At 56.6% G+C, this 22867-nt stretch carries 21 protein-coding genes; 6 read left to right on the top strand and 15 right to left on the bottom strand.

The annotated features are described in order from the left end of the window. Window positions 1–161 precede the first annotated feature (161 nt). Window positions 162–1244: a DUF1835 domain-containing protein gene (locus tag FKM97_RS14055; protein WP_144293023.1), complete on the top strand. Its 1083-nt coding sequence runs from the start codon at window positions 162–164 to the stop codon at window positions 1242–1244. 39 nt (window positions 1245–1283) lie between these two features. Here the strand turns inward: FKM97_RS14055 and tatC are convergent, their stop codons facing one another. The 8 genes from tatC to FKM97_RS14015 all read right to left on the bottom strand — a co-directional run bounded on the left by tatC (window position 1284) and on the right by FKM97_RS14015 (window position 11434). Beyond that, the gene (gene tatC / locus FKM97_RS14050; protein ID WP_144293022.1) at window positions 1284–2084 is read right to left on the bottom strand and encodes a twin-arginine translocase subunit TatC; all 801 of its coding nucleotides are present in this window, start codon (window positions 2082–2084) and stop codon (window positions 1284–1286) included. A gap of 14 nt (window positions 2085–2098) precedes the next feature. Beyond that, complete coding sequence (gene tatB / locus FKM97_RS14045; protein ID WP_144293021.1) at window positions 2099–2635, bottom strand: Sec-independent protein translocase protein TatB; 537 nt, start codon at window positions 2633–2635, stop codon at window positions 2099–2101. A 157-nt stretch (window positions 2636–2792) separates the two neighbouring features. Continuing rightward, a complete protein-coding gene (gene scpB / locus FKM97_RS14040) occupies window positions 2793–3527 on the bottom strand; it encodes an SMC-Scp complex subunit ScpB (RefSeq protein ID WP_144293020.1) in 735 nt (244 codons plus the stop codon). After that, on the bottom strand, window positions 3524–4267 hold the full coding sequence (locus tag FKM97_RS14035) for a segregation and condensation protein A (protein WP_428977909.1): 744 nt from the start codon (window positions 4265–4267) through the stop codon (window positions 3524–3526). The genes scpB and FKM97_RS14035 overlap by 4 nt, the downstream gene beginning before the upstream one ends. Window positions 4268–4399: 132 nt before the next feature. Continuing rightward, window positions 4400–5401, bottom strand: coding sequence for a beta-N-acetylhexosaminidase (nagZ, locus tag FKM97_RS14030; RefSeq protein WP_144293018.1), 1002 nt, complete (start codon window positions 5399–5401; stop codon window positions 4400–4402). A gap of 43 nt (window positions 5402–5444) precedes the next feature. Further along, entirely contained in the window at window positions 5445–6734 is a 1290-nt protein-coding gene (locus FKM97_RS26335; protein WP_170240912.1) for an SPOR domain-containing protein, read from the bottom strand. Window positions 6735–8387: 1653 nt separating this feature from the next. Further along, on the bottom strand, window positions 8388–10130 hold the full coding sequence (gene argS, locus FKM97_RS14020; protein WP_144293016.1) for an arginine--tRNA ligase: 1743 nt from the start codon (window positions 10128–10130) through the stop codon (window positions 8388–8390). A gap of 77 nt (window positions 10131–10207) precedes the next feature. Further along, complete coding sequence (locus FKM97_RS14015; protein WP_144293015.1) at window positions 10208–11434, bottom strand: deoxyguanosinetriphosphate triphosphohydrolase; 1227 nt, start codon at window positions 11432–11434, stop codon at window positions 10208–10210. A gap of 67 nt (window positions 11435–11501) precedes the next feature. On the opposite strand from FKM97_RS14015, the gene erpA reads away from it, so the two are divergent. Next, window positions 11502–11831 (top strand): iron-sulfur cluster insertion protein ErpA, encoded by a 330-nt coding sequence (erpA, locus tag FKM97_RS14010; protein WP_144293014.1) that lies wholly within the window; start codon window positions 11502–11504, stop codon window positions 11829–11831. A gap of 39 nt (window positions 11832–11870) precedes the next feature. After that, a complete protein-coding gene (locus tag FKM97_RS14005; RefSeq protein WP_144293013.1) occupies window positions 11871–12347 on the top strand; it encodes a YaiI/YqxD family protein in 477 nt (158 codons plus the stop codon). A gap of 228 nt (window positions 12348–12575) precedes the next feature. Here the strand turns inward: FKM97_RS14005 and FKM97_RS14000 are convergent, their stop codons facing one another. From FKM97_RS14000 to FKM97_RS26710, 6 genes are all read right to left on the bottom strand, one after another. Next, on the bottom strand, window positions 12576–14183 hold the full coding sequence (locus FKM97_RS14000; protein ID WP_144293012.1) for a carboxyl transferase domain-containing protein: 1608 nt from the start codon (window positions 14181–14183) through the stop codon (window positions 12576–12578). Between the two features lie 34 nt (window positions 14184–14217). Further along, entirely contained in the window at window positions 14218–15699 is a 1482-nt protein-coding gene (gene gatB, locus FKM97_RS13995) for an Asp-tRNA(Asn)/Glu-tRNA(Gln) amidotransferase subunit GatB (RefSeq protein WP_144293011.1), read from the bottom strand. A 114-nt stretch (window positions 15700–15813) separates the two neighbouring features. Next, window positions 15814–16074, bottom strand: a complete 261-nt coding sequence (locus tag FKM97_RS13990) for a chorismate mutase (protein ID WP_246105078.1) — start codon at window positions 16072–16074, stop codon at window positions 15814–15816. A gap of 23 nt (window positions 16075–16097) precedes the next feature. Further along, window positions 16098–17570 (bottom strand): Asp-tRNA(Asn)/Glu-tRNA(Gln) amidotransferase subunit GatA, encoded by a 1473-nt coding sequence (gene gatA, locus FKM97_RS13985; RefSeq protein WP_144293010.1) that lies wholly within the window; start codon window positions 17568–17570, stop codon window positions 16098–16100. A gap of 26 nt (window positions 17571–17596) precedes the next feature. Beyond that, a complete protein-coding gene (gene gatC, locus FKM97_RS13980; protein WP_144293009.1) occupies window positions 17597–17884 on the bottom strand; it encodes an Asp-tRNA(Asn)/Glu-tRNA(Gln) amidotransferase subunit GatC in 288 nt (95 codons plus the stop codon). Between the two features lie 296 nt (window positions 17885–18180). Beyond that, on the bottom strand, window positions 18181–18372 hold the full coding sequence (locus FKM97_RS26710; protein WP_246105088.1) for a hypothetical protein: 192 nt from the start codon (window positions 18370–18372) through the stop codon (window positions 18181–18183). Between FKM97_RS26710 and FKM97_RS13975 the strand changes: the two genes are divergently transcribed. Then, window positions 18310–19428, top strand: coding sequence for an FAD-dependent monooxygenase (locus FKM97_RS13975; protein ID WP_246105087.1), 1119 nt, complete (start codon window positions 18310–18312; stop codon window positions 19426–19428). The two genes, FKM97_RS26710 and FKM97_RS13975, sit on opposite strands and share 63 nt — an antisense overlap. On the opposite strand, the gene FKM97_RS13970 is transcribed toward FKM97_RS13975, so the two are convergent. Continuing rightward, on the bottom strand, window positions 19425–20378 hold the full coding sequence (locus FKM97_RS13970; RefSeq protein ID WP_144293007.1) for an AEC family transporter: 954 nt from the start codon (window positions 20376–20378) through the stop codon (window positions 19425–19427). The genes FKM97_RS13975 and FKM97_RS13970 overlap by 4 nt on opposite strands. Before the next feature lie 288 nt (window positions 20379–20666). Here FKM97_RS13970 and hspQ point away from each other — a divergent pair, with 288 nt between their 5' ends. Continuing rightward, on the top strand, window positions 20667–21008 hold the full coding sequence (hspQ, locus tag FKM97_RS13965) for a heat shock protein HspQ (RefSeq protein WP_205015021.1): 342 nt from the start codon (window positions 20667–20669) through the stop codon (window positions 21006–21008). Between the two features lies 1 nt (window position 21009). Continuing rightward, complete coding sequence (locus FKM97_RS13960) at window positions 21010–22812, top strand: extracellular solute-binding protein (protein WP_246105077.1); 1803 nt, start codon at window positions 21010–21012, stop codon at window positions 22810–22812. The last annotated feature ends 55 nt before the right edge of the window (window positions 22813–22867 follow it).

The raw sequence follows: 22867 nt of genomic DNA, 5'->3' as shown, positions 1-22867 counted from the left end.
CCTCTATAACCTTGTGGGTCGACAGGGTGAAGAGGCGCATCACCTGCGGGCGCATTTATGCGCATCTCGATTCAGGAAATCCGATCCCTCAAGCCAAGGAATGGTCGCATTCTCACGGCAAAGTCAGCATCAATTAAACATTTCAGTTGAAAGGCTCCTTGATGACCCTGATCATCACGAATGGGGATATCGTGGCAGACACACTGAAGTCTGCAGGGCTTGCCCACACGATCGTGCCGTGGCGCGACACGCTGATCGACGGGCCCGTGCCCCTTACGAGCGACCTCAGGACTCTTGATGAAATCCGCGCTGCCTTTCTCAGCGAGGCCTTCGCGGTACCGTTACACGAAATCGAAGAAGAATTTGCGCATCGACGCATGCAGCTCGAAAGTATAGATCCCGAACAGTCGATTGAACTCTGGTTCGAGCATGATCTTTATGATCAGTTGCAGTTATTCCAGACACTGGACGCGCTTAATCGAAGTGAAGTCGTCGGTGACGTGAAACTCGTGCAGGCCAACGATTATCTCGGACGTCATGCACCAGACTCGATCGCCCGTTTCGCAAGCACCAAACGCTCTGTGACGGATACCGATTTTGAGATAGCAAGCCAAGTGTGGACATCCTACTGCTCGCCGACGCCTGAGGCTTGGTCGAGACTGGCTACCGATCCGGATCTTGCGCGGTTCCCCTTCCTACGTGCGGCAATGTTTCGTGCCTTGGAGGAGTTGCCCGGACAAGCCGATGGGCTCAGCCGCACAGAACGCCGTGTTCTGCAGGCACTCCGGGAGAAAACAGCTTCACCTCAAACACTGTTTAATGAAAATCAACGCAGAGAGCCTGCCGTTTTCCTCGGTGATTGGAGCTTCTGGCGGAGGCTGGAGGATTTAGCCTTCGCTCGACACCCTCTGATCTCCGGACTGCCGGAGCGCTTCCGAGATATCTATTGCCGGACGACAGATGAGTTCACTCCAGAGCTGGTGACCTCGGACACTCCCGACGCCAATCGCATCGCACATTACCTTGGCGCAGAACTGTCCTTGACGGATTTTGGTCATGCCGTTGTCAGCGGGCAGATCGATCAAATCGAGCAGAACGGTATTGATCGATGGTGGGGCGGTACGCATCTGACTCTGTTGCGCTGCTGGCGTTGGGATCAAGCTTGCGGTTGCCTGGTGCAGCCGCAGTCAAATTCCTTGTTTGGAGTTGAAGATCACTCTTTCAGCTTTCCACGAGCCTCATAGGAAGGCCTCGACAGGAGTTGCGGGCCAGAGAAAAGAAGATCAAACGTCGAGTGGGCTTTCCTGATCTCGGCGGGCATCTTCCGCTAATCGCTTCTTTTCAATTCCTCGCGCCAGATACAATGAAACCTCAAACAATCCGATCAGAGGCAGAGCAAGCCCGATCTGACTGAAGGGATCCGGAGGCGTCATAAAGGCAGCAATGGCAAAAGCTGCGACAATCGCATAGCGCCGTTTCTTGCGGAGGCCCTCAGCGCTTAATATACCAACTTTAACCAAGAGGGTCAGAATCACTGGCAGTTGAAAGCAAATACCAAACGCGATCATCAAGGTCATGATCAGGTCAAGATACTCACTCACCTTCGGCAGCAGCTCAATTATTGCACCGGTACTGCCCGTCTGCTGAAAACTTGCGAAAAAGGCCAGTGCCATGGGTAAGATAAAGAAATAGACTAAGCCGGCGCCGAGAATGAAGAGAAACGGCGTCGCGACAAGAAAAGGCATGAACGCTTGTCGCTCATTCTTGTAGAGACCGGGTGCAACAAACATGTAAATCTGTGTGGCTATGATCGGGAAGGCGAGAAAAAAGCCGCCCCAAAGTGCTATTTTAAGCTGAGTGAAGAAATATTCTTGCGGGGCAGTGTAAATCAGGCGCACCTGCGTCGAATCACCGACTGCCCACTCGTACGGCCAAATCAGTATATTGAAGATCGTCGTGGCAAAATAAAAACAGAACAAAAAGGCAATCAGCAGCCCGAGGAGCGATCTAACCAAGCGAGACCTAAGCTCGATTAGATGGTCCATCAATGGAGCCTGAGTGGCATCGATGTCTTCTTTGCTCATTGGATGCGGGTCACTCAAGCGCGAGAACTGGCGGTGGTGTTATCGGTCGCGGGCGACCCGATCAGATCTCCCTCCACCTTATCGGTCGTAGGCATCATTTCCGTCGTTGACTGGTGGGGGCGGTCTTGCAACGTCGCGTCAGACGAGCTTGTCCCAATCGCTGTATCCTCAGTGGAAATCGAAACCTTAGCGATGGTGGTATCGACTGAAGGGACATTTTCCTTTGTTTCAACTGACACTTGGGCTGCCGCGGGCTCAGCGGAAGCCTTCTGTTCAATCGTCCGCTTGCTATCATCGGTCTCAATAGAGGACGCAATGCTTCGCGCGATTACGCCACTCGGAGACGTCAAACTACGAACCTCCTCAATTCCCTTTCGAACATCTTCGAAGCCAGCTTGATCCAGCTGCCTTTGAAAGTCACCGGCCATCAACCTCATTTTTCGCAGGAAGCGCCCGAGACCCTTCAACATATCCGGCAGGTCTTTTGGGCCAATCACCACAATCGCTACGACTGCAATGACCAGGAGTTCTGTCGCACTGATGTCGAACATACAGTCACTTATATCCTGGAGCTACGGACGCGGCTCCCCAGCCTTCAATGGGTCATTATCGCGGATTGGTCATAGTCCCGCAACTCGCCCAGCCGCGTCATATACTGCGTTGCATCGTTGTGAAAGCCACACCAGCCAAAATCTCGTGTTGACGGCCTCAAGCTCGGTCCTCCTTCTCGGAGATGAGATCAGTTGCGAGAGCACCGTTCATATCATCCGCAACAGGATCTTCCTCGTATCCCAAGCTCTCGTTATCCCGGGGCACGGGAATCTCAAAATCAGACGCAACATCGGGCTCTAGCAGCCCAGACAATTTCAGTTCAGCAAGGCCAGGAAGATCCCCTAGCTCGTTCAACCCAAAGTGGCTTAAGAAATTTTCTGTCGTCGCAAATGTGACAGGCCTGCCAGGCGTCCTGCGTCGCCCCCGCATACAGATCCAGCCCATCTCCAAAAGGACGTCAAGCGTTCCGCGAGACAATGACACTCCTCGAATCTCTTCTATCTCAGCCCGTGTCACAGGCTGATGATAGGCGATAATGGCCAAAACCTCTGTAGCCGCGCGAGACAGTCGGCGGTGTTCGATGGCGGCGCTCGCCAAATGACTGGCAAGATCGGGCGCTGTTCGAAAGTTCCATTTTCCTGCAACCTGGATAAGTTGTACCCCGCGTCCTGAATAGTGAGCCTGGAGTTCGCTTAAGAGGTCGATGACGTCGGCTTCGTCTGGAAGGTTTACTGCAAGTTCTCTGTCGGAAAGAGGAACAGGAGAGGCGAACAGGACTGCTTCGAGCACGCGCAAATGGTTGATGCGCTCCGTCCGGGGAAGCCTCGTCACATTGTCAGCAATTTCCAATCGTTCGTCGAATGGTTCTGTTCTGAGGGAGTTCGTGATCATGCTGTATCCGGCCTTGTGGAGGTGGGCTTGGTGCGCACGAATAAGGGGGCGAAATGACGCTCCTGTTGAACCTCGACCCTTCCTTCTCGAGCCATTTCGAGGAGGACAGCGAAACTTGACGCGAGAACGCTCCTTTCCATTCCGGGACGTACGAGGTGGCGTACCAGCAATTTCTCAACAGATATCCAGTGATGTATCTCACCAGTCAGCAAATTTAAGACGTCACGCGCTTCTTTCAGGGACAGAACTTGTGGTGCAGTGACTTCGTATGTTCTCCGCTTTGTCAACTTCTGACGACGGTCGGTGTAGGCCTTCAAGAGATCAAAAAAACTGCAATCATAAACGACCGTCGGCGGTCCAGAAAACGGCTCCACAACGCCACGTGGAAACACATTATCGTTCAGTTGTGGACGAGCCAGCAATTGAACAGCCGCCACCCTCATGGCCTCTAAGCGCCTCAATCGAAAGGCCAAGCGAGCAGAGAGGTCGTCACAGATCGACTCATCTTCCCCCTGCGGCTGGGGAAGCAAAAGTCGCGACTTGAGGTATGCCAGCCAAGCTGCCATCACCAAGTAGTCAGCGGCCCGTTCCAAACGGAGCGACTCCGATCGAGCCATGAAGGCAAGATACTGCTCGACAAGGTCCAATACAGAGATTTTCGCCAGATCGACCTTCTGATTCCGTGCGAGAGCCAATAGAAGATCGAGGGGGCCCTCGAAACCGTCGATATCAATGATCAACGCATCGGGATCTACAGCCTCGTGTGCAGGGGATGCCATGCTTTGCCAAGTAGTATCAATGCAGTCATTGTGCGCTATAATTCAGGATACAGTATCCAAGCTCCTAGTCACGGCAGACCCAAGCTCGCGAGACTACAGCGATTCGCGTCTCGATAGGGACAGTTCCGCCCAGGCCTGCTCTCGGTCAAAGGGCTCGGGATCTCGCAAAAAGCTCAAGACCCGGTCCCCCCTGGTTAGAGAGGGCGCAACTTCTGCTAGCTCAATCATCTCTTGCATCACACCATTGCAGTGCAAGCCCACATCGCAGCCCGCTTCAATGCTTTCAAGCAGGCGCTGCTTTAAACTTCCTTGGAGCGCCGACATGCTCAGATCGTCCGTGATCAGAAGACCATCAAAGCCGAATTCGGTTCGGATGATCTCGCCAATGACTGTGGAAGACTGGGTTGCCGGCCGCTCCGAATCTATCGCCTCATAAACAACATGCGCACTCATGGCCAAAGGCATGTCCGCAAGAGCACGAAATGGTACAAAATCTCGATTTTCCAAATCCGAGCGTGACGCTTTAACCACCGGCAGACTTAGATGGCTGTCAACTTCCGCTCGCCCATGACCCGGCATATGTTTGATTACGGGCAAAACGCCGCCGTCAAGCAAACTCCCACAGACGAGGCGGCCAAGTCTGGCGATGACATTCACATCTCCACCGAATGCACGATCACCGATTATACGGTGGGCGTTTGGGGCTGGAACATCAAGCACAGGCAGGCAGTTCACAGTAATACCCAGGTCATGGAGATCCGCGGCGATAAGGCGAATGTTATTGTACAACGCACGTTCGGCAGCCTCGGGGTCGCGATCGTACCACTCTCCGAACATGCGCATCGGCGGATAACTAGGCCAATGGGGCGGAGATAACCTCTGCACTCGACCACCTTCTTGGTCGATCAACACCGGCGCATCCCCCCGTCCCACTGTGTTGCGGAGGTCTTCAACCAACGCTCTAACTTGGTCGGGGTTGTCACAATTACGCGAAAATAAGATAAAGCCCCAAGGGTTGGCGTCCCTGAAAAAGGCTCGCTCCTGTTCAGAGAGACTAAACCCAGCACATCCAAAAACGATGGCAGAAATTGTCATGAAATCAGCAGTTCAATGTGTGGACTAAACAGAATTCGCAACGCTACTGCCGGCGAACCAGGCAATCCTTTTCACCAGAGGCAATAAGCGAATTGCAAAGCTGCGAAGCATCGTCTTTAGACGCTACGGGGCCAAGTCTCAATCGGTAGAACTTTCCTCGGCTACCCAGATCCGCCTCCTGTATGAAGGATGACAGATTTCCGACCAATGCCGGAAAATTGTTCTTCAGCCGATTAAACTCGCTGGTGGCATCCTGAGCCGTTCGGAAGGAGGCCAGCTGTATCAAATATTGTCCGGCGGGAGGATTTTGCTGAGCTACAGGCGATGCATAGGCAGCTGGCGTTCCCATGGCGGTTGCCTGTGTCTGAACGGAAGACGCCGACCCGGTTGGGGTCGGCGAGCCTGCAGCATTGCGGTTCGTTTGCGGTTTCGGCCGAGGGAGGGGTGGCGAAGCACTCGGCGGGGCGGTCGTTGCAATTGGTGCCGATGGCGGTTCACTCGGGCTCATCCCAGGAACCGGAATGCTGCCATCATCTTCTACAGCCGATGTATCAGCTTCAGAAGATCGCGCCATTGTCACAGTATCAGTGGAGGGCAGCGCAGATTGATCACCATTGCTCGGGGGCGGTGGCGGCAGAGGTACCGGCAGCGCTCCTTGGGTCCCGCTTTGATCCCCGGGGCTCAGACCTGTGCCTCCCTCATCAACACCACCAGGTGTCAACGGCTCCTCCTGGCGAGGAACGAGACGCTCTTCAGCCCCGCCTTGTTCTTCACCTAAGATCCGATCATAGATGAGCTTAGTCTGACGGGGAACCACAGGCTGATTTGTTGCTTCTTGAGGTTGGATCTTCGTGGGTTCTGTCGGTGCGGCAATCACAGGCGGACTATCAGACGTCGCCAGCGTATCGCTGCCACCACTCAGCATGTAAATCACCACGGCGACAACCGCTATTACAAGGAGAAGAGCACCGCCTAGATATATTGGCAGCCGACCGGAGAGAAACCTGGACTTATCATTGCCGACTTCGTAGTCGCGGTAGGCGTCCTGATACTCAGCGGCACTTGCACGATGCTGAAGCGGGCGGTCATAGTCATCGCCCCCCTGATCGTCAACATATGATAATTCCCGGGCATGAGCACCCTGATACTCATTAGGGTTGCCAGTCTGCTCCTCCAGAGCCGGATCACCATAGAAAGCCCGGTCATAAGAGGTCTCTGAAGTCGGCGTCGGTGCCGTGTGTTCACGAGCAGAAAGGTTGCGAGATGCCTCCGTTAGGCTCGGCTGCTGGAAAATCCTGGCCGCTGGTCCGCGGCTGGGAATTGGCGCTTCCATCGATGGTGATCGCCGCGCTGCATTAAGCCGGTTCCGCTCTGCAAGTTCCTCAAATGTACTGGGCGCTGACGCAGACGGAACTCGTGATTGACCCCGCACCTCTTCAGGAGCGGGGCGACGAGGCAATGGTGGCACCTTAAGAGCATCCAGGGAAGGCGCGCGCAGGGTGCCGGCTATAGGCTGCAGTTCGCGATCCTTAAAGCTCGGTGTCTCGGAAGGAACAGTATCTAAATCGCTAAGCTGTTCTTCCTGTAACTTGTTCGAGTGCGAGCTCGCTTCATCAGTTGGCGCCTTCGCCTGTCCGATGCCCGGCAACTTAAATCTCGAAAAATCCGAGCGTCCGAAGGCTGGCGCGCGACCAACCTCGGGACCCATCGGTGCCACAGGCCTCGCCAGTCTCCCTGCACCCTCAGTTTCGGGTTGTTTTAACGGAGCCCGAAGCCCCGAAGTTCTTATCTGCCGTTCATCAGGGGCTGGCGCAACATTCGACACCCCCGCACCAGTGCTGTGAGCGTCAATCTGTGGATGAGGTTTGGAATGAGGCGATTCATTTCCGCTCTCGGCCGACTTCAATCGGGGCGGCGTCCTCAACGAGGCCTGCATCGACGTGGACATTACCGTCTCGGGCCGCTCTACGGGCCCTTCCACTGTCTCGGCTGCCTCGGCCCGAGCGTCGGGCACTAACTGATGTGACAGCGGTTCGGACAATGTCTGTTCCGCACGCGGATCGGGCCTTAGAACCGGCGCAGCCGCGCGGGGAATGGACGCAGGTTCAGTGTTCCGAGACAGCTGACCACTGTCTGCCTGCTCCTTGTGTCCTTCCGTCACATTGGCCACGGCTCGGGGATCAGGCCGCAAATCTGTCGCCCCGACTGCCAAAGAAGGCGTCGACGCCCGGACATTTGACTGTAACACGGGCGCCGCGGGACCGCGTTGCAGCGCAGGCGACGCAGGGCGTTCAAATGAGGACAGGCGTGGTCCTAAAGGCGGCTCAGCAGTGTTTGGCCTATCCGCCGTTCCCGAATTCGGACGCGCTCCAAAACCCTCAGAAGGTGAAGTTCGCCTAAAAGTCTCTGCGCGATCTCCTCCCGCCAGTTTTCCTGACGCCTCCGACCGGCCAATGGTTGCAGATCGATCCGGGCTTTGATCCTGTTCTGATGAACGCTTTTGAAAATCAGCAGCCAATGGACGCGGCGCGGGAGGCAAGCCTGCTGGCCTCGGGTGACTGTTAGGTCCACGCGTTGTTTCAGGAGAGGCTAGGCTCTCTGTTGAAGACTGACGGCGGTCGGAAACGGATCCCGTCGATTGGTTTCCAGTTGGCGGAGAGCCCGGGGCTTTTGCTCCAGGACTAGCAGACATCCTGGGCTCCAAAGGACGGCTCAACGACCGAAGATCCCCAGAGCCAGTCCGGACGGGCTGCACAGTCTGCTCTCTAGGTTCAAACCGAGGCGCCAGAGCTGAAGAGCGAGGCGATGCTTCAATCTCCCCATCCCGACTCGCGGAAAACTCTCGGCCAAGCTTGGGGAGACCCCGAGCCTCAGCAGGAGGATTCCGCACCGCTTCAGCGTTCAAACCAAGTCGCTCACGCCAACTCGGCTTGGCGCTGAGGTCCGAATCTTTTGTCTTGTCGCTATCCATAAAGGACGTCCGCCGTCACATCTCCACCATGGGCGTGACCCCGATGATGCGCAAACCATTCTGTAGAGCATACCTAATCGCGCGGAGCATTGCGAGCCGCGCGTTCGTGGCATTGACGTTTTGAGTAACAATAAAGCGTAAATGCGGCGACTCTTTGCCCCTGTTCCAGAGCGAATGGAAGTCGCTGGCAAGGTCATAGAGGTAATGGGCGATCCGATGGGGCTCATGAGCGGCCACAGCGGACTGCTGAATTCGAGGATAATCGGCGAGACGCCTGATCACTGCGACCTCTGCTTCATCTGTCAGCAAGGAAAGGTCATCCGCCGAAACCTGATCATTAACCTGGGGTCCAAATTCCAATTCGGCATTTCGAAGAACCGAGCAGATGCGCGCATGGGCATACTGCACATAAAAAACGGGATTATCGCGCGACTGTTCCGTGACTTTAGAAAAGTCGAAGTCCAAAGGAGCATCATTTTTGCGATACAGCATCATGAAGCGCACAACATCCGCCCCGACCTCGTCGACAACCTCACGAAGGGTCACGAAATCGCCGGAACGTTTCGACATGCGGATGGGCTCACCGTCCCGGAAAAGCCTCACCAGTTGGCAAAGCCTCACGATCACTCGCGCTTGATCTCCGGCAATGGCCCGACCGACAGCCTCCAGACGTTTCACATAGCCGCCGTGATCCGCTCCGAGAACATAAATCATTTCCGCAAATCCACGCCTGAACTTGGAACGAAAATATGCCACATCAGCCGCGAAGTAAGTATAGCTGCCATCAGATTTCTGAAGGGGACGATCTATGTCGTCTCCATACTTTGATGCACGGAAAAGAAGCTGTTCACGATCTTCCCATTCTTCGGATGGCTGCCCCTTCGGGGGAGGCAGGTTTCCAAGATAAACAAGGTTCCTGGCTTTAAACTCGCTGATCATCTCAGCGATGTCAGTGTCATGAAGGGAGGCCTCGGAAAAAAATTCTTCATGAGTAATTTTCAGCGCCGACAGATCTTCTTTGATCAGCTCCATCATCGCCGAAACGGCGAAATCACGTACAATGCGCAGGGCTTCATCCTTGGCCATGTGGCGCAAGTCACTGCCGTAACGTTTGGCTAGTTCGGCCCCCACAGGCTTTAGATAATCGCCGGGGTAGAGCCCTGACGGAATTTCTCCGACTTCGTCGCCAAGAGCTTCGCGATAGCGCAAGAAGGCCGACTGGGCCAATACGTCAATTTGCGCACCGGCATCATTGATGTAATACTCACGCGTGACCTGATGTCCCGTCTCGGCCAGAAGGTTCGCCAATGCGTCGCCGAACACTGCTCCGCGGCAATGACCAACATGAAGCGGGCCAGTGGGATTGGCCGAAACATATTCGACGTTGACGCTCAAGCCTCGGCCGATGTCGCCTGCTCCATACGTCTCCCGCGCCTCTAAGACTGCCGCCACCACCTTCGGCCAGAAAGTCGCTCGAAGACGCAAGTTTACAAAGCCCGGCCCCGCAACTTCTGCTGACGCTACATCTGCATCTTCCTGAAGCTCCAGCGCTAGATCAACGGCAATCTCACGCGGGTTCTTGGAGGCTGCCTTCGCGAGCACCATCGCCGCATTGGTCGATACATCCCCATGTGTGGACTCACGAGGTGGTTCGACTACGATACGACTCAGATCCAGCCCCGATGGCAGGCGGCCGCGTTCTATCAGACGATGAACTGCTTGATTCACAACAGCGTGAAAATGCGCGAACAAATTCATTCGCTCAGATACTCCTCGAGCAGGCCACTAGCATGCTTACCGTGCCCGGAGGGTTAAGCAGTGCACAGTTTGGGCGACTATCGGAAAAGCGGATCCAGGTCAAACAACCTACGATGCTCGTCCAGAGCAAAACGATCCGTCATACCCGCGATAAAGTCGCAAATCCGTCGTGCACGCTTAGCTTCGTCGACTTTATCGAAGTCGCCCCTCCATTCCCTAGGGAGAGTGGCTGGATCATCCATATAGCTCGCAAACAGTTCGCGAACCACCCGCTGCGCTCTCTCCATGATGTTACGGATCTTTTCGTGATGATACATGCGGCGCGACAGAAATGACTGCAGAACCCGATTGTTCTCTGTCAGCTGCAGCGACAGTCCAATAAGCGGTTGGTCCAAAGCCCGGACCGCATCCGCGCTTTCAGGCTTTAGGCGCCTGACTCGCTTCAAAGATTCAGTGGTGACATCATCCACCATGGCTGAAATGACTCTGCGGACCGTCTCATTGATCAGTCGCGGGCGCTCGAGATCCGGATATCTCCTCAGAACATCGGACAGAGCTTCGCCAACGAGAGGCAAATCACCCAAATCAATGATATCAAACAGCCCGGCTCGCAGACCATCGTCTATGTCGTGAGCATTGTAGGCGATGTCATCGGCGATTGAAGCGATCTGGGCCTCAGCTGAAGCGAACGTCTCCAGCGCCAGATCCCGCACCCCCGCGAAATCCGTAATAGCTGCCGGGAGGGACTTGCCAGAATATGTGCCGCACGGGCTCCCGTCCTTATCAACCAATGGGCCGTTATGTTTCACGAGGCCCTCAAGCGTTTCCCAGGAAAGATTCAGGCCATCGAATGCCGCATAACGGCGCTCCAGCCTTGTGACGATACGAAGGGCCTGAGCATTATGATCGAAACCGCCGTAATGAACCATGCAGGCGTCCAACGCCCGCTCGCCGGCATGTCCAAAAGGCGTGTGACCTAGGTCATGAGCCAGCGACAGAGCCTCCGTCAGGTCCTCGTCAAGGGCCAGCGTGCGCGACATTGCTCGCGCAATTTGAGAGACCTCAAGAGAATGAGTGAGACGGGTGCGATAATGATCACCCTCATGATAGACAAAAACCTGCGTCTTGTGCTTCAGTCGACGAAATGCCGTCGAGTGGACGATGCGATCTCGATCACGCTGAAACGGTGTACGTGTCTCCGCCTCCGGCTCGGTCACGAACCGCCCGCGCGAGAACTCAGCGCGGGAGGCGAAGGGGGCGAGCTCGTATTTCAGGGGAGGACCTCCAGCCGAGAGGGCCTGCATTGACCCGGACCCAAACTGCTCCTAAATATGGCTGGTTACATATTTTTTCCAAGGCAGAAGCACTGATATGGGCGAAACGATCCAAATTACAGAGCGTGCGGCGGAACGCATTAACGAGATCGTTGCTGGGGAGAGCACACCGAAGGCACTCCGCGTGAGTGTTTCGGGGGGCGGCTGTTCAGGATTCCAGTATGAGTTTGCCCTGGACGACACCCGTAATGAGGACGACCTTGAAATCCTGCGTAATGGCGCAAGGGTTTTAATTGACTCGATGTCAGTCCCTTATATGGCCGGATCGCAGATCGATTTCGTGGACGATCTCATCGGCGCTTCCTTCAAGATCACCAATCCCCTAGCTACTGCGTCCTGTGGCTGTGGCACAAGTTTCTCCATCTGAGAAACGGACGTCGGCATACCGAGTTTGGAATGGCTGGTAATGCTCGTTATTTTCGTGGACGCCGATGCTTGCCCGGTGAAGGCTGAAACCGAACGTGTAGCAATGCGTCATCAGCTCGCTGTCCATATCGTCAGCAATAGTGGAATGCGACCATCCGGCTATCCGTTAAGCCGGAATGTGATCGTGACCGAAGGGCCCGATGCTGCCGACGACTGGATCGCGGAACACATTGAGGCTGGCGACATTGCCATCACTGCAGATGTTCCGCTTGCCGCCCGCTGCCTCGAGAAGGGGGCGCGGGTCGTTAGCCCCACTGGCAAGGCGTTCACTTCGAAGAATATCGGCATGGCCCTGGCGACGCGAGACTTGATGCGTCACATTCGAGAAGCGGATGGTGTGCAAACTTTTAATGCTGGATTCACCCCGCGCGACCGCTCAGCGTTCCTAAATTCCTTGGAGAATGAGGTCCAATCGATCAAACGCGAAGCCCTAATTTCGGGCTACGTCGGCAGGTGAAATCTCCATCGGGGCAGACGAGCTGCCCTTGAAACTGCTTTGACGAGAATGGTCTAGCCCTACGCCAGCTGGGGAGACAATCCTCTATCTCGGCATCTGTCCGGGCATCTTTGCGCATCTCGCAGTCAATTCGATGTTGGCTGGCCACGTACACCAAAATCTGCCTATACGCAGAAAGTAAGGTGGCATCGTCACTGCATAACCCCGCCCTGCGCAGGCGCCTTGCGTTTACATTCTGAACACGCCGAACTGAGTCGGGGGAATGGTCGCATTAAGTGTGGCAGAGAAAGCCAGTCCCAGGACTGTGCGTGTCTCCGCGGGCGCGATAATCCCATCATCCCATAAGTTCGCGGTGGCGTGATATGGGTGCCCTTCCCGCTCATACTGATCTCGCACGGGTTGTTTGAACGCCTGTTCTTCCTCCTCCGACCACTGCTGACCGTCGGCCTCGATATTGTCGCGCTTGACCTGGGCTAAAACTGAAGCCGCCTGCTCCCCTCCCATAACCGAGATGCGCGCATTCGGCCACATGAAGAGGAAGCGCGGCGAATATGCCCTCCCGCACATGCCGTAATTGCCTGCACCGAACGAACCGCCAACAATGACGGTGATTTTGGGCACTTGAGCGCAGGCAACTGCCGTCACCAATTTCGCGCCGTCTTTGGCAATGCCCCCAGCTTCGTAGCGTTGACCGACCATAAAGCCGGAGATGTTCTGCAGAAACAGCAGAGGAATTCGCCGCTGGCAGCACAATTCGATGAAATGAGCGCCTTTTTGTGCCGACTCAGAATAGAGAATCCCGTTGTTGGCCAAGATGCCTACCGGGATTCCCCAAATTCTCGCGAACCCGGTCACCAGTGTCGTTCCATAGAGCTGCTTCCACTCGTCAAAGTCAGAGCCATCTACGATCCGGGCGATGACTTCGCGAGCGTCATATTGCTTAGACAAACCGGGTGGAACGACACCATTCATTTCCGAAGGGTCGTAGAGAGGCGAAAGCGATGGCGCCAGATCAATGTCGACCTGCTTACGGCTGTTGAGCCCTTTTACGATCTTCCGCACCAAGGCCAGTGCATGGGTATCGTCCAGGGCATAATGATCCGCTACGCCGGACTGACGCGCATGAACGTCAGCACCGCCGAGATCTTCTGCGGAAACAACCTCTCCTGTGGCCGCCTTTACCAAAGGAGGTCCGCCCAGAAAGATCGTACCCTGGCGGCGCACGATGATGGTCTCGTCGGACATTGCGGGAACATAAGCGCCCCCTGCCGTACAAGACCCCATCACACATGCAATTTGTGGAATCCGAGCCGCTGACATGGTGGCCTGATTGTAGAAGATCCGACCGAAGTGCTCGCGGTCAGGAAACACATCAGTTTGATTGGGCAGGTTGGCGCCGCCAGAATCCACGAGATAGATGCAGGGTAGCCGGTTCTGCAGAGCGATCTCCTGTGCTCGGAGATGCTTCTTCACGGTGATCGGATAATAAGTCCCGCCTTTGATCGTCGCGTCGTTGCACACGATCATGCATTCACGGCCTTCAATACGACCTATGCCAGAAATCAGGCCAGCCCCATGGATGTCACCGCTGTAGAGATTAAAGGCGGCAAGGCTTGACAGCTCCAGGAAAGGCGACCCAGGATCGATGAGCTGCATTACGCGGTCGCGCGGCAGTAGCTTGCCCCGGGATAAGTGACGTTCCCGCGCCTTGGGTGGTCCACCCAGAGAGGCCTCCTCGCGCTTGGCAGCGAGGTCAGCAAGAAGCCCCTCCATGGCTACAGCATTATCGTGAAATTCGGCCGAAGTAGGGGAAATGTTGGAGCGAAAGATTCCCATTGCTCAATGGCCCTCCTTTAGTTGCGGGTGACCGTCACTCCAAATCCAACCTTGCCTTCAAAATATCGTTCACCACCTGCGGATTGGCCTTACCACCGCTTGCCTTCATTACCTGGCCGACGAACCAGCCGATGGTCTTGGGTTTCAACTTGATTGTCTCAACCTGACTCGGATTGGCCGCGATGATCTCATCGACAATTTTCTCCAGCGCCTTCGTATCCGTCACCTGGACAAGGCCCCGACGCTCGACAATGGAGGACGGGCTGCCGCCTTCAGCCAGCATGATCACCAATACATCCTTGGCAATCTTTCCAGAAATTGTCCCGTCGCCAATCAGATCAATCAGTTCCCCAAGTTGCTCAGCAGAAACCCCCAGATCCAGGATGCCCACATTGCGCGCATTCGCCTGCGCGGCAAGGTCGCCTGTTACCCAGTTCACTGCAAGCTTGGGATCCCTGCCCTTAGCGACGGTCTCAAAGAAATCTGCGGCACTCCGATCCCCTACCAGAACCCCTGCATCATATGGGCTCAGGCCATAATCTCCAGTGAAGCGGGCTTTCTTTGCGTCCGGAAGCTCTGGCAGGCTCGCCTCGATTTCCGCCACCCACTCGGCGGTAATCTCCAAGGGCAGCAGATCTGGATCGGGAAAATAGCGGTAGTCATGCGCCTCCTCCTTGGAACGCATCGAGCGCGTCTCCCCCTTGCGGGCGTCGAAAAGCCGCGTCTCCTGATCTATGGTGCCACCATCCTCGAGGATGCCAATCTGCCGCCGCGCCTCATACTCAATGGCCTGGCCGATGAAGCGGATCGAGTTGACATTCTTGATTTCACACCGGGTACCGAAGGCTTCCCCTGGGCGGCGCACAGAGACATTCACGTCGGCACGGAGATTGCCTTTCTCCATATCGCCGTCGCACGTGCCGAGATAGCGCAGGATGGTCCTTAGCTTCGAGACATACGCCTTTGCCTCATCGGCGGTTCGCATATCCGGCTTGGAGACGATCTCCATCAGAGCAACGCCCGAGCGGTTCAGGTCCACATAGGACATGGTCGCATGCTGGTCATGGAGCGACTTGCCTGCATCTTGCTCCAAATGCAGCCGTTCAATGCCCACGGCAATCGAGCTGCCGTCGGGAAAATCGAGAAGAACCTCACCCTCACCGACGACGGGCTGCTTGTACTGCGAAATCTGGTACCCTTGGGGTAGATCAGGATAGAAATAATTCTTCCTGTCGAAGACAGAGTAGCGGTTTATTTTCGCCTTGAGCCCGAGACCTGTCCGCACCGCCTGCTCAATGCAGAAGCGATTGATGACCGGCAGCATTCCGGGCATGGCCGCGTCGACCAGAGACACGTTGGCGTTAGGATCGGAACCAAACCTTGTGGACGCGCCCGAAAAAAGTTTGGCGTTGGACGTCACCTGAGCATGCACTTCAAGTCCAATGATTATCTCCCAGTCCCCGGTGGTTCCGGGAATGAGCCGTGACGGATCGGAGGTGCGTGTGTCCTGAATCATGCGGGTCAAGCTCGTGTAGGCCAGCAGAGACTGCTGAATATTCCTGAAGCCTCTCGGCAGAATGATCTAACCGTTCGATCAGCAGCCGAGGGATGATGTGGATCGAAGATCAAGCTAGAGATGTGCTTGTTCATAGGCAATAAAATGATCCATCATCATTCGCCAAAGCCGCTCGGCAAATGCAGGATCAAGCCCCTGACCGTTCGCCAGGTTTCGGACGCGCGCGGCCACTTCCTCGACCCGCGTCTCGATCAATGCAGGTAGACCTGCCGCAGCCTTAACCTCTATTACCCGATCGACGTATCGAGTCCGCTCCGCCAGTAGCGAAACCAAGGCAGCATCGATCCGGTCGATCTCACTTCTCAAATCGGCCATATCGCGGCATTCAGCTGGTAATCTCATGCCCACCAACGTGTTGGCGTGACCGTGAATGCGGCAGCCTGCTCCATAGCGTAAGCGGCTTTGAACAGGGTCTCCTCGTCGAATGGCCGGCCGATGAGCTGCAAACCCAGCGGGAGGCCCTCCTTCGACAAACCCGCCGGCACCGAAATGCCAGGGAGACCCGCCATATTTACAGTCACGGTGAATACATCATTCAGATACATGCTCAATGGATCGGTGATTTCGCCCGGTGCAAACGCTGCACTCGGCGTGGTGGGCGTCAACAACACGTCGACATCCTCGAACACCTGCTCGAAATCACGCTTGATCAGCGTCCGAACCCGCTGAGCCTTCAGGTAGTAGGCATCATAATAGCCCGCAGACAATACGTAAGTGCCAATCAAGACTCGGCGTTTAACCTCGGCGCCGAAACCTGAGGCCCGGGTCTTTTCATACATCTCGGTGATGTCGCTGCCCGATTCCCGGAGCCCATATCGCACGCCATCGTAGCGCGCAAGGTTAGAGGAAGCCTCTGCCGGCGCTACGATGTAATAGGCGGCAAGCGCGTATTTCGTATGGGGCAGAGATACTTCTCGGATTTCGGCGCCAGCGTCCCGAAGCCAATCCATTCCCTTCTGCCAGAGCCCGTCAACTTCAGATGGCATGCCTTCGACGCGATACTCCTTTGGCACCCCAACCTTTAGCCCCTTAACGCTGCCGCCCAGCACCGCCTCATAATTGGGTACTGGGACGTCCACGCTAGTGGTGTCCTTAGGATCGACGCTGGCCATTGAACGGAGCAAAATCGCCGCATCACGCACGTCACGGGCAATAGGTCCCGCCTGGTCCAGGGACGAGGCGAACGCAATAATGCCCCATCGCGAGCATCGACCATAAGTTGGCTTAATGCCAACTGTGCCTGTCAAGGCTGCCGGTTGACGGATCGAACCCCCAGTATCGGTAGCGGTCGCGCCCGCGCACAGCCATCCAGATACCGCTGCGGCTGATCCGCCGGAGGAGCCGCCTGGAACCAGCGCCTCATTTCGAGCGTGAGCACGCCAGGGATTAACAACTGGACCATAGTAGGAGGTTTCATTTGACGAGCCCATGGCAAACTCATCCATGTTCAGCTTGCCCAACATCACCGCGCCCTGTGCCCAGAGATTGGCCGTCACCGTCGATTCATAGGGTGGCTTGAATCCGTCGAGAACATGCGAGCAGGCCTGACTGTGCACTCCCTCGGTACAATAGAGATCCTTGATGCCAAGCGGGATGCCTTCCAGGGCTCCAGCCTCGCCGCGTTGAAGGCGGTCATCAGAGGCTGAGGCCATCTGCAGCGCCTTGTCGGGCGTTTCGGCAACATAGGCATTCAGCACCCTACCCTCTTCCATAGCCGCGAGGTAAGCCGTCGTCAGCTCTAGGGCGGTAAAATCTTTGGCAGACAGCCGCTTCTTTGCTTCTGCGATGGTCAGCCGCGTGAGATCAGTCACGGTCGTTGCTTCCTTAATGGATCCGGTTATTCGACGACCTTGGGAACGACGAAATAGTTGTCCTCCGAGATTGGCGCGTTGCGGACGACGTCCGCCGCCCGATCGCCGTCAGTGACCACGTCTTCCCGCTTCTTCATTTCCATGGCGACCACCCTCGTCATCGGCTCGACGCCGGTCGTATCCACTTGGTTCAATTGCTCGACCCAGTTCAGAATGGTGTTCAATTCAGCTTGGAGAGCAGTCACCTCTTGTCCCGTGACCGCGATACGCGCGAGGCGCGCAATATGGCGAACGGCTTTTTCGTCAACGGTCATAGGTCTTGTCCATTGCGCTTGAACCTGCGGGCCGAGGCATATTATTGTCGGATCGCTCCATATCACTGCACTCGGGCAGCGGCAACCGCCCTGGCGGCACTGAGACCGTTTGAAGCCCTCGAGTTTAGCCCCGTCCAAAATGGTCATGATCGTCGACGATGACCAAGCAAACAGACAGCTGTTGTCACTTTCCCTGACCCAACTGAAATTCAAAAGACATATCGAAATGCAAAGGCGGTGCTCCCATTCGGACTAAATGCGCTTGCAAGTGGCTCAGAGGGAGTTTCAGGATAGGCTCAGAGCAACACCTCGGCATCAGGCTTGTCCGCAGTTAGATAACGCAGCGCCTCAGAGCCAACCGGAGCGAAAAAATGACCGACCACTGCCACCAGGTCGCTGTTGTTGGCGGAGGACCGGCCGGAAGACTGGCATGTGCCCTGCTGCAGGAGGCCCGAATTAATTTCGTCTTCTTGCCAGGCGTCAGCCATCGCGAGGCAGACCCGCGAACCACAGCTCTCATGCAGGGATCGATAGCGGTCCTGGAGAAAATCGGTCTGTGGCCGGATCCCTTGGAAAGAGATTCCGCCCCGTTGAGAACTCTCAAAATCGTCGATCAGACCGGTAATTGGCCGGGAGCTCCAACAGTCACTTTTGATGCTGCGGAATTAGGCAACGAGCCTTTCGGCTGGAATGTTCCCAATAGCTCGTTACTGGCCTCTCTCAGCGCTGTGCTGGCCTCCGCCGGGAATCAAATCACGCGAGAAGGCAAGGTCCGGCGGGCCGAGATTCTCGATGATCGAGTGGTGCTGCATCTGGACGATAAAACAATGATCGCGGCCCAGGCCGTGATCGCCGCAGACGGTGCAAGCTCCGTTTGCCGCGACAGCGCCGGTATCAAGACATACGGAACCACGTATAGGCAGCTGGCTTTAGCAACAAGTTTCGACCATGAACTCTCTCATGACAACTGTTCGACCGAGTATCACCGGCCGGGTGGGCCGCTCACGACGGTGCCCTTACCAGGAAAGCGTTCAAGTCTTGTCTGGATGGAACGACCCGATGAAATCAACCGATTGATGGCCTTGGGTGAAGCCGAGTTCAGCTCAGCCCTGACAATCGCCTTAAACGGTGAACTGGGCGCGGTTGGCAACACCGGAGCGCGAGCCGCATTCCCGGCGCGATCCATGATCTCGAGAAGTTTCGCGGCCAAGAGGATTTTTCTCGTCGGCGAGGCGGCTCATGTCTTGCCCCCCATTGGCGCCCAGGGCCTGAATCTCGGATTCAGGGACGCTGAGGCCGCATCCGCCAGGGTGATCGAAGCGATTGCGTGCTCAAAGGATCCGGGTGGGAACGACGTCCTGGAGGGTTATGACCGCGACCGCCGGCGAGACGTGCTGCCGCGAGGCATGGGCGTCGATTTAATGAACAGATCACTATTGTCGCAAATGCTGCCTGGACAGCTGGTGCGGGCGGCTGGACTCCTTGCCCTGCAACGGTTCGGGAGACTGCGACGGACGGTGATGCGCGAAGGGATCGGTGCTTAAAGCAATCCATGCTGAGCGAGATAGAGCAACACAGGCACTGTCAGAGCTGTGAGGATCGTCGTTACTAGAATCGCGCTGGATGTCCCCTCCACATAAAGCCGGTACTGCGTTGCCAAGATGAATACGTTCGCAGCAGTCGGCAATGAGGCCATGAGAATGGCCACATAGAGCCATACGGGATCAAGACCGACGACGGTGCTCACCACAGCATAGGCGACGAGCGGATGGACTATAACTTTCAGGAGGACGATCACGGGAAATTCCCGCCCAATTCCTGCAAAGTGGCGCAATGCGAGCGTTACGCCCAAGGCAAAAAGTGCGGCGGGGGCAGCGGCATTCACCAAAAGGTCAAGCAAATTGTCCACCGCACCAGGCAAAGATATCCGTGCGGCTGACGCAGCTATCCCCGCCAAGGTCGCGATGATGAAGGGGTGGAGCAGGATCGATTTTGCAATACGGACGGCCACTGCCGCGAATTTTACGTTTTCGTGGTCGTGTCTCACTCCAATGGCGATGAGCAGGGGTGTGAGCGTAAATTGCAGCACGCTGTCGAAGCAGAAAATCAATGCGGCCGGCACTGCCGCTGGCGTTCCAAACGCCGTCACGCTCAGGGCCAGCCCCATATAGCCAACATTGCCATAGCTCGCGGCACTGCCCTGGATGGCCGCCGTCTGAAGACGTTGCTTGAAAATCAGAAGCGCGGAGACGGTGGCCGCTGTATAAATGATCAAAGTTGAAGCAGTCGTTGCCGCAATAAATGACAGATTTGCCAATTCTTCGAACGGAGCCCTGGCCACTGTGCGAAAAATCAAAGCCGGAACAGCGAAATAGACGATGAGGGCATTGAGCCATGCCAAGCCCTTTTCCTCGATGCGCAAGATGTGCGCAGCGCCGTAGCCGAGGAGAATCAGTCCGAAGAGCGGCAGTGAGAGGTTGAGGACGTCCGTCACGGCCCTACGCTTCAAAAATGGCTGATTTCGCCCGTATCGGGAGGCCCGATTGTGTCGCGTCAACTTGGCTGTTACACATGTTACAGGCTTGCGTGCAATGCAAAAGATGTCCTATGCCGTGCGAGCGCTTGTGGGGAGCCGGGCCTGGGGTTGGGCCAGAATTGAGATTGGCAAGCGTCTTGCACTCGGAAAACCGAAGGAGATCCTGTCGTGCCGACACATGGCCGCACTGAAAATCAGAGCGTGGATTCCGGGAGGTCCGAGGCGAATTTCCCTTCCCAGGGCGTCATTTCGGAGATCCACCGGACAGCCAAGTTTAAAATCGGCCAGGTTGTGAAGCATCGCCATTTTGCATTTCGCGGCGTGATTTTCGACGTGGATCCGACCTTTGCCAATACGGAGGAATGGTGGTTGTCCATTCCGGAGGATGTCCGGCCACGAAAAGACCAACCTTTTTATCATCTGCTCGCTGAGAACGATGATAGCGAATATATCGCCTATGTGTCAGAGCAGAACCTCCTCGACGATGATAGCGGCGAACCGGTCCGGCATCCGCAAGTGCCTGAATTCTTTGACCGTTTCGACGAGTCTCAAGGCATCTACCACCTGCCGGCGAGAAGCCAGCACTAAGGTGCGCGCGGCAGCCCGCCTCGCGCTGCTGCTGATTTTTGCCCTTCTCCCTCTCCTGCCCAACGACCTCGCCGCGGCTCCGGCCCACGGCATCGCGATGCATGGAGATCTGCGATATCCCGCAGATTTCCGCCATTTCGACTATGTGAACCCCGACGCACCCAAGGGCGGCCGTCTCAACCTCTCGGCCATCGGCACGTTCGACAGCCTCAACCCCTTCATCATTCGCGGCCTCGCGCCCACGGGATTGCGGGACTATGTCTTCGAAAGTCTGCTGACACGTAGTCGTGATGAAGCATTTTCGCTTTACGGCCTGTTGGCGGAAAGCGTCGAACTGGCGGAAAACGGCCGTTCTGTAACTTTCAGTCTCAATCCGTCTGCAACATTCTCGGACGGGACACCCGTCACAATCGACGATATTGAGTTCTCCTGGGCCGTCCAGCGCGAAAAGGGACGCCCCAACAGCCGTATCTATTATCGAAAAGTCGTGGCCATCGAGCGACCCGCGCCCGGCGCCATCACCTTCGTCTTCGAAGATGCGACGGACCGCGAGCTGCCCCTCATCCTCGGGCTGATGCCGATCCTGCCGAAGCATCGCTATGGCGAGGGACGCTTCGACGCCGCCACCCTGGAGGCCCCTGTTGGGAGCGGTCCCTATGCAACCGAGGCGGTGAAGCCGGGGGCGGAAATCACCTATCGGCGGCGCGAGGATTATTGGGGCAAGGACCTTCCGGTCAATCGCGGTCGCTACAATTTCGACGCGATCCGCGTCCTCTATTTCCGGGATTCAAATTCCGCCTTCGAGAGCTTCAAGAAAGGGCTCGTCGACGTGCAGGCGGATTCCGATCCGACCCGATGGACGACAGGATACGACTTTCCCGCCGCGCGCCGCGGCGAGGTCGTGAAGGAGGCCTTCGAGACCCAGCTGCCGGCACCGACCGCGGCCTTCGTGTTCAACACACGGCGTCCGCCCTTCTCGGACATCAGGGTGCGCGAGGCCCTGCTCGAATTGTTCGACTTCTCCTGGATCAATAAGAACCTCTATTACGATCTGTTCGAGCGCACCGACAGCTTCTATTCGGGATCTGAGCTCTCCTCCGCCGACCGGCCGGCGAGCCCCGAGGAACGGGTCCTGCTCGCGGAGTACCCCGACGCCGTGCTGCCGGCGATCATGGATGGCCGCTACCGGCTCCCGGGCGGCTCGATCACCGGGCGCGACCGGGACAGCCAGAAGCGCGCCCTGGAGCTGCTGAGCCAGGCGGGCTACGGGATCGACCGGGGATCCCTGCGCAGAATCGACAGCGGGGAGCCGTTGAGTTTCGAGCTCCTGACGGTGACCCGCGACCAGGAGCGGCTGGCACTGGCCTATTCCCGCTCATTGGCAAAAATCGGCGTCACCGCAACAGTTAGGCAGGTTGATTCGAGTCAATTCCAGAAGCGCATCGAGACCTATGATTTCGATATGATGCCGTATACCTGGTACAATTCTCTGTCGCCGGGCAATGAACAGGCTTTCTATTGGGGCTCGTTCGGGGCGGACCATCCGGGCACGCGAAACTATATGGGCGCCAAGGCCCCGGCCATTGACCCGCTCATCGGCGCGATGATCGCCGCGCGGACCCGGGCGGAGCTGGTGACCGCGACGCGCGCGCTCGACCGGGTGCTGCGCTCCGGCATCTATGTGGTGCCGCTGTTCTACGCACCGGCGCAATGGGTGGGGCGCTGGACACCGATCGAGCATCCCGACGTCACTCCCCTCTACGGTTACCAGATCGACAGTTGGTGGGCGGTGCCGAGCCCGTAATCAGGGCTGGAGGACCAGGCGCGCCCGCGTCTATATGAGCGCTCGCGCCGCATGT

It is taken from the genome of Rhodoligotrophos appendicifer, from assembly GCF_007474605.1.
GTDB classification, from domain to species: Bacteria; Pseudomonadota; Alphaproteobacteria; order Rhizobiales; family Im1; genus Rhodoligotrophos; species Rhodoligotrophos appendicifer.
Note: the sequence above shows the minus strand (reverse complement) of the source record. Positions and strands in the feature narration are given on the sequence as shown.

Excerpts from the sequence above, each read along its gene's own strand:
- FKM97_RS14055 (WP_144293023.1), top strand. The coding sequence starts at position 162 with ATGACCCTGATCATCACGAATGGGGATATCGTGGCAGACACACTGAAG.
- tatC (WP_144293022.1), bottom strand. The coding sequence starts at position 2,084 with ATGAGCAAAGAAGACATCGATGCCACTCAGGCTCCATTGATGGACCAT.
- tatB (WP_144293021.1), bottom strand. The coding sequence starts at position 2,635 with ATGTTCGACATCAGTGCGACAGAACTCCTGGTCATTGCAGTCGTAGCG.
- scpB (WP_144293020.1), bottom strand. The coding sequence starts at position 3,527 with ATGATCACGAACTCCCTCAGAACAGAACCATTCGACGAACGATTGGAA.
- nagZ (WP_144293018.1), bottom strand. The coding sequence starts at position 5,401 with ATGACAATTTCTGCCATCGTTTTTGGATGTGCTGGGTTTAGTCTCTCT.
- FKM97_RS26335 (WP_170240912.1), bottom strand. The coding sequence starts at position 6,734 with ATGGAAGCGCCAATTCCCAGCCGCGGACCAGCGGCCAGGATTTTCCAG.
- argS (WP_144293016.1), bottom strand. The coding sequence starts at position 10,130 with ATGAATTTGTTCGCGCATTTTCACGCTGTTGTGAATCAAGCAGTTCAT.
- FKM97_RS14015 (WP_144293015.1), bottom strand. The coding sequence starts at position 11,434 with ATGCAGGCCCTCTCGGCTGGAGGTCCTCCCCTGAAATACGAGCTCGCC.
- erpA (WP_144293014.1), top strand. The coding sequence starts at position 11,502 with ATGGGCGAAACGATCCAAATTACAGAGCGTGCGGCGGAACGCATTAAC.
- FKM97_RS14005 (WP_144293013.1), top strand. The coding sequence starts at position 11,871 with ATGCTCGTTATTTTCGTGGACGCCGATGCTTGCCCGGTGAAGGCTGAA.
- FKM97_RS14000 (WP_144293012.1), bottom strand. The coding sequence starts at position 14,183 with ATGGGAATCTTTCGCTCCAACATTTCCCCTACTTCGGCCGAATTTCAC.
- gatB (WP_144293011.1), bottom strand. The coding sequence starts at position 15,699 with ATGATTCAGGACACACGCACCTCCGATCCGTCACGGCTCATTCCCGGA.
- FKM97_RS13990 (WP_246105078.1), bottom strand. The coding sequence starts at position 16,074 with ATGGCCGATTTGAGAAGTGAGATCGACCGGATCGATGCTGCCTTGGTT.
- gatC (WP_144293009.1), bottom strand. The coding sequence starts at position 17,884 with ATGACCGTTGACGAAAAAGCCGTTCGCCATATTGCGCGCCTCGCGCGT.
- FKM97_RS26710 (WP_246105088.1), bottom strand. The coding sequence starts at position 18,372 with ATGGCTGACGCCTGGCAAGAAGACGAAATTAATTCGGGCCTCCTGCAG.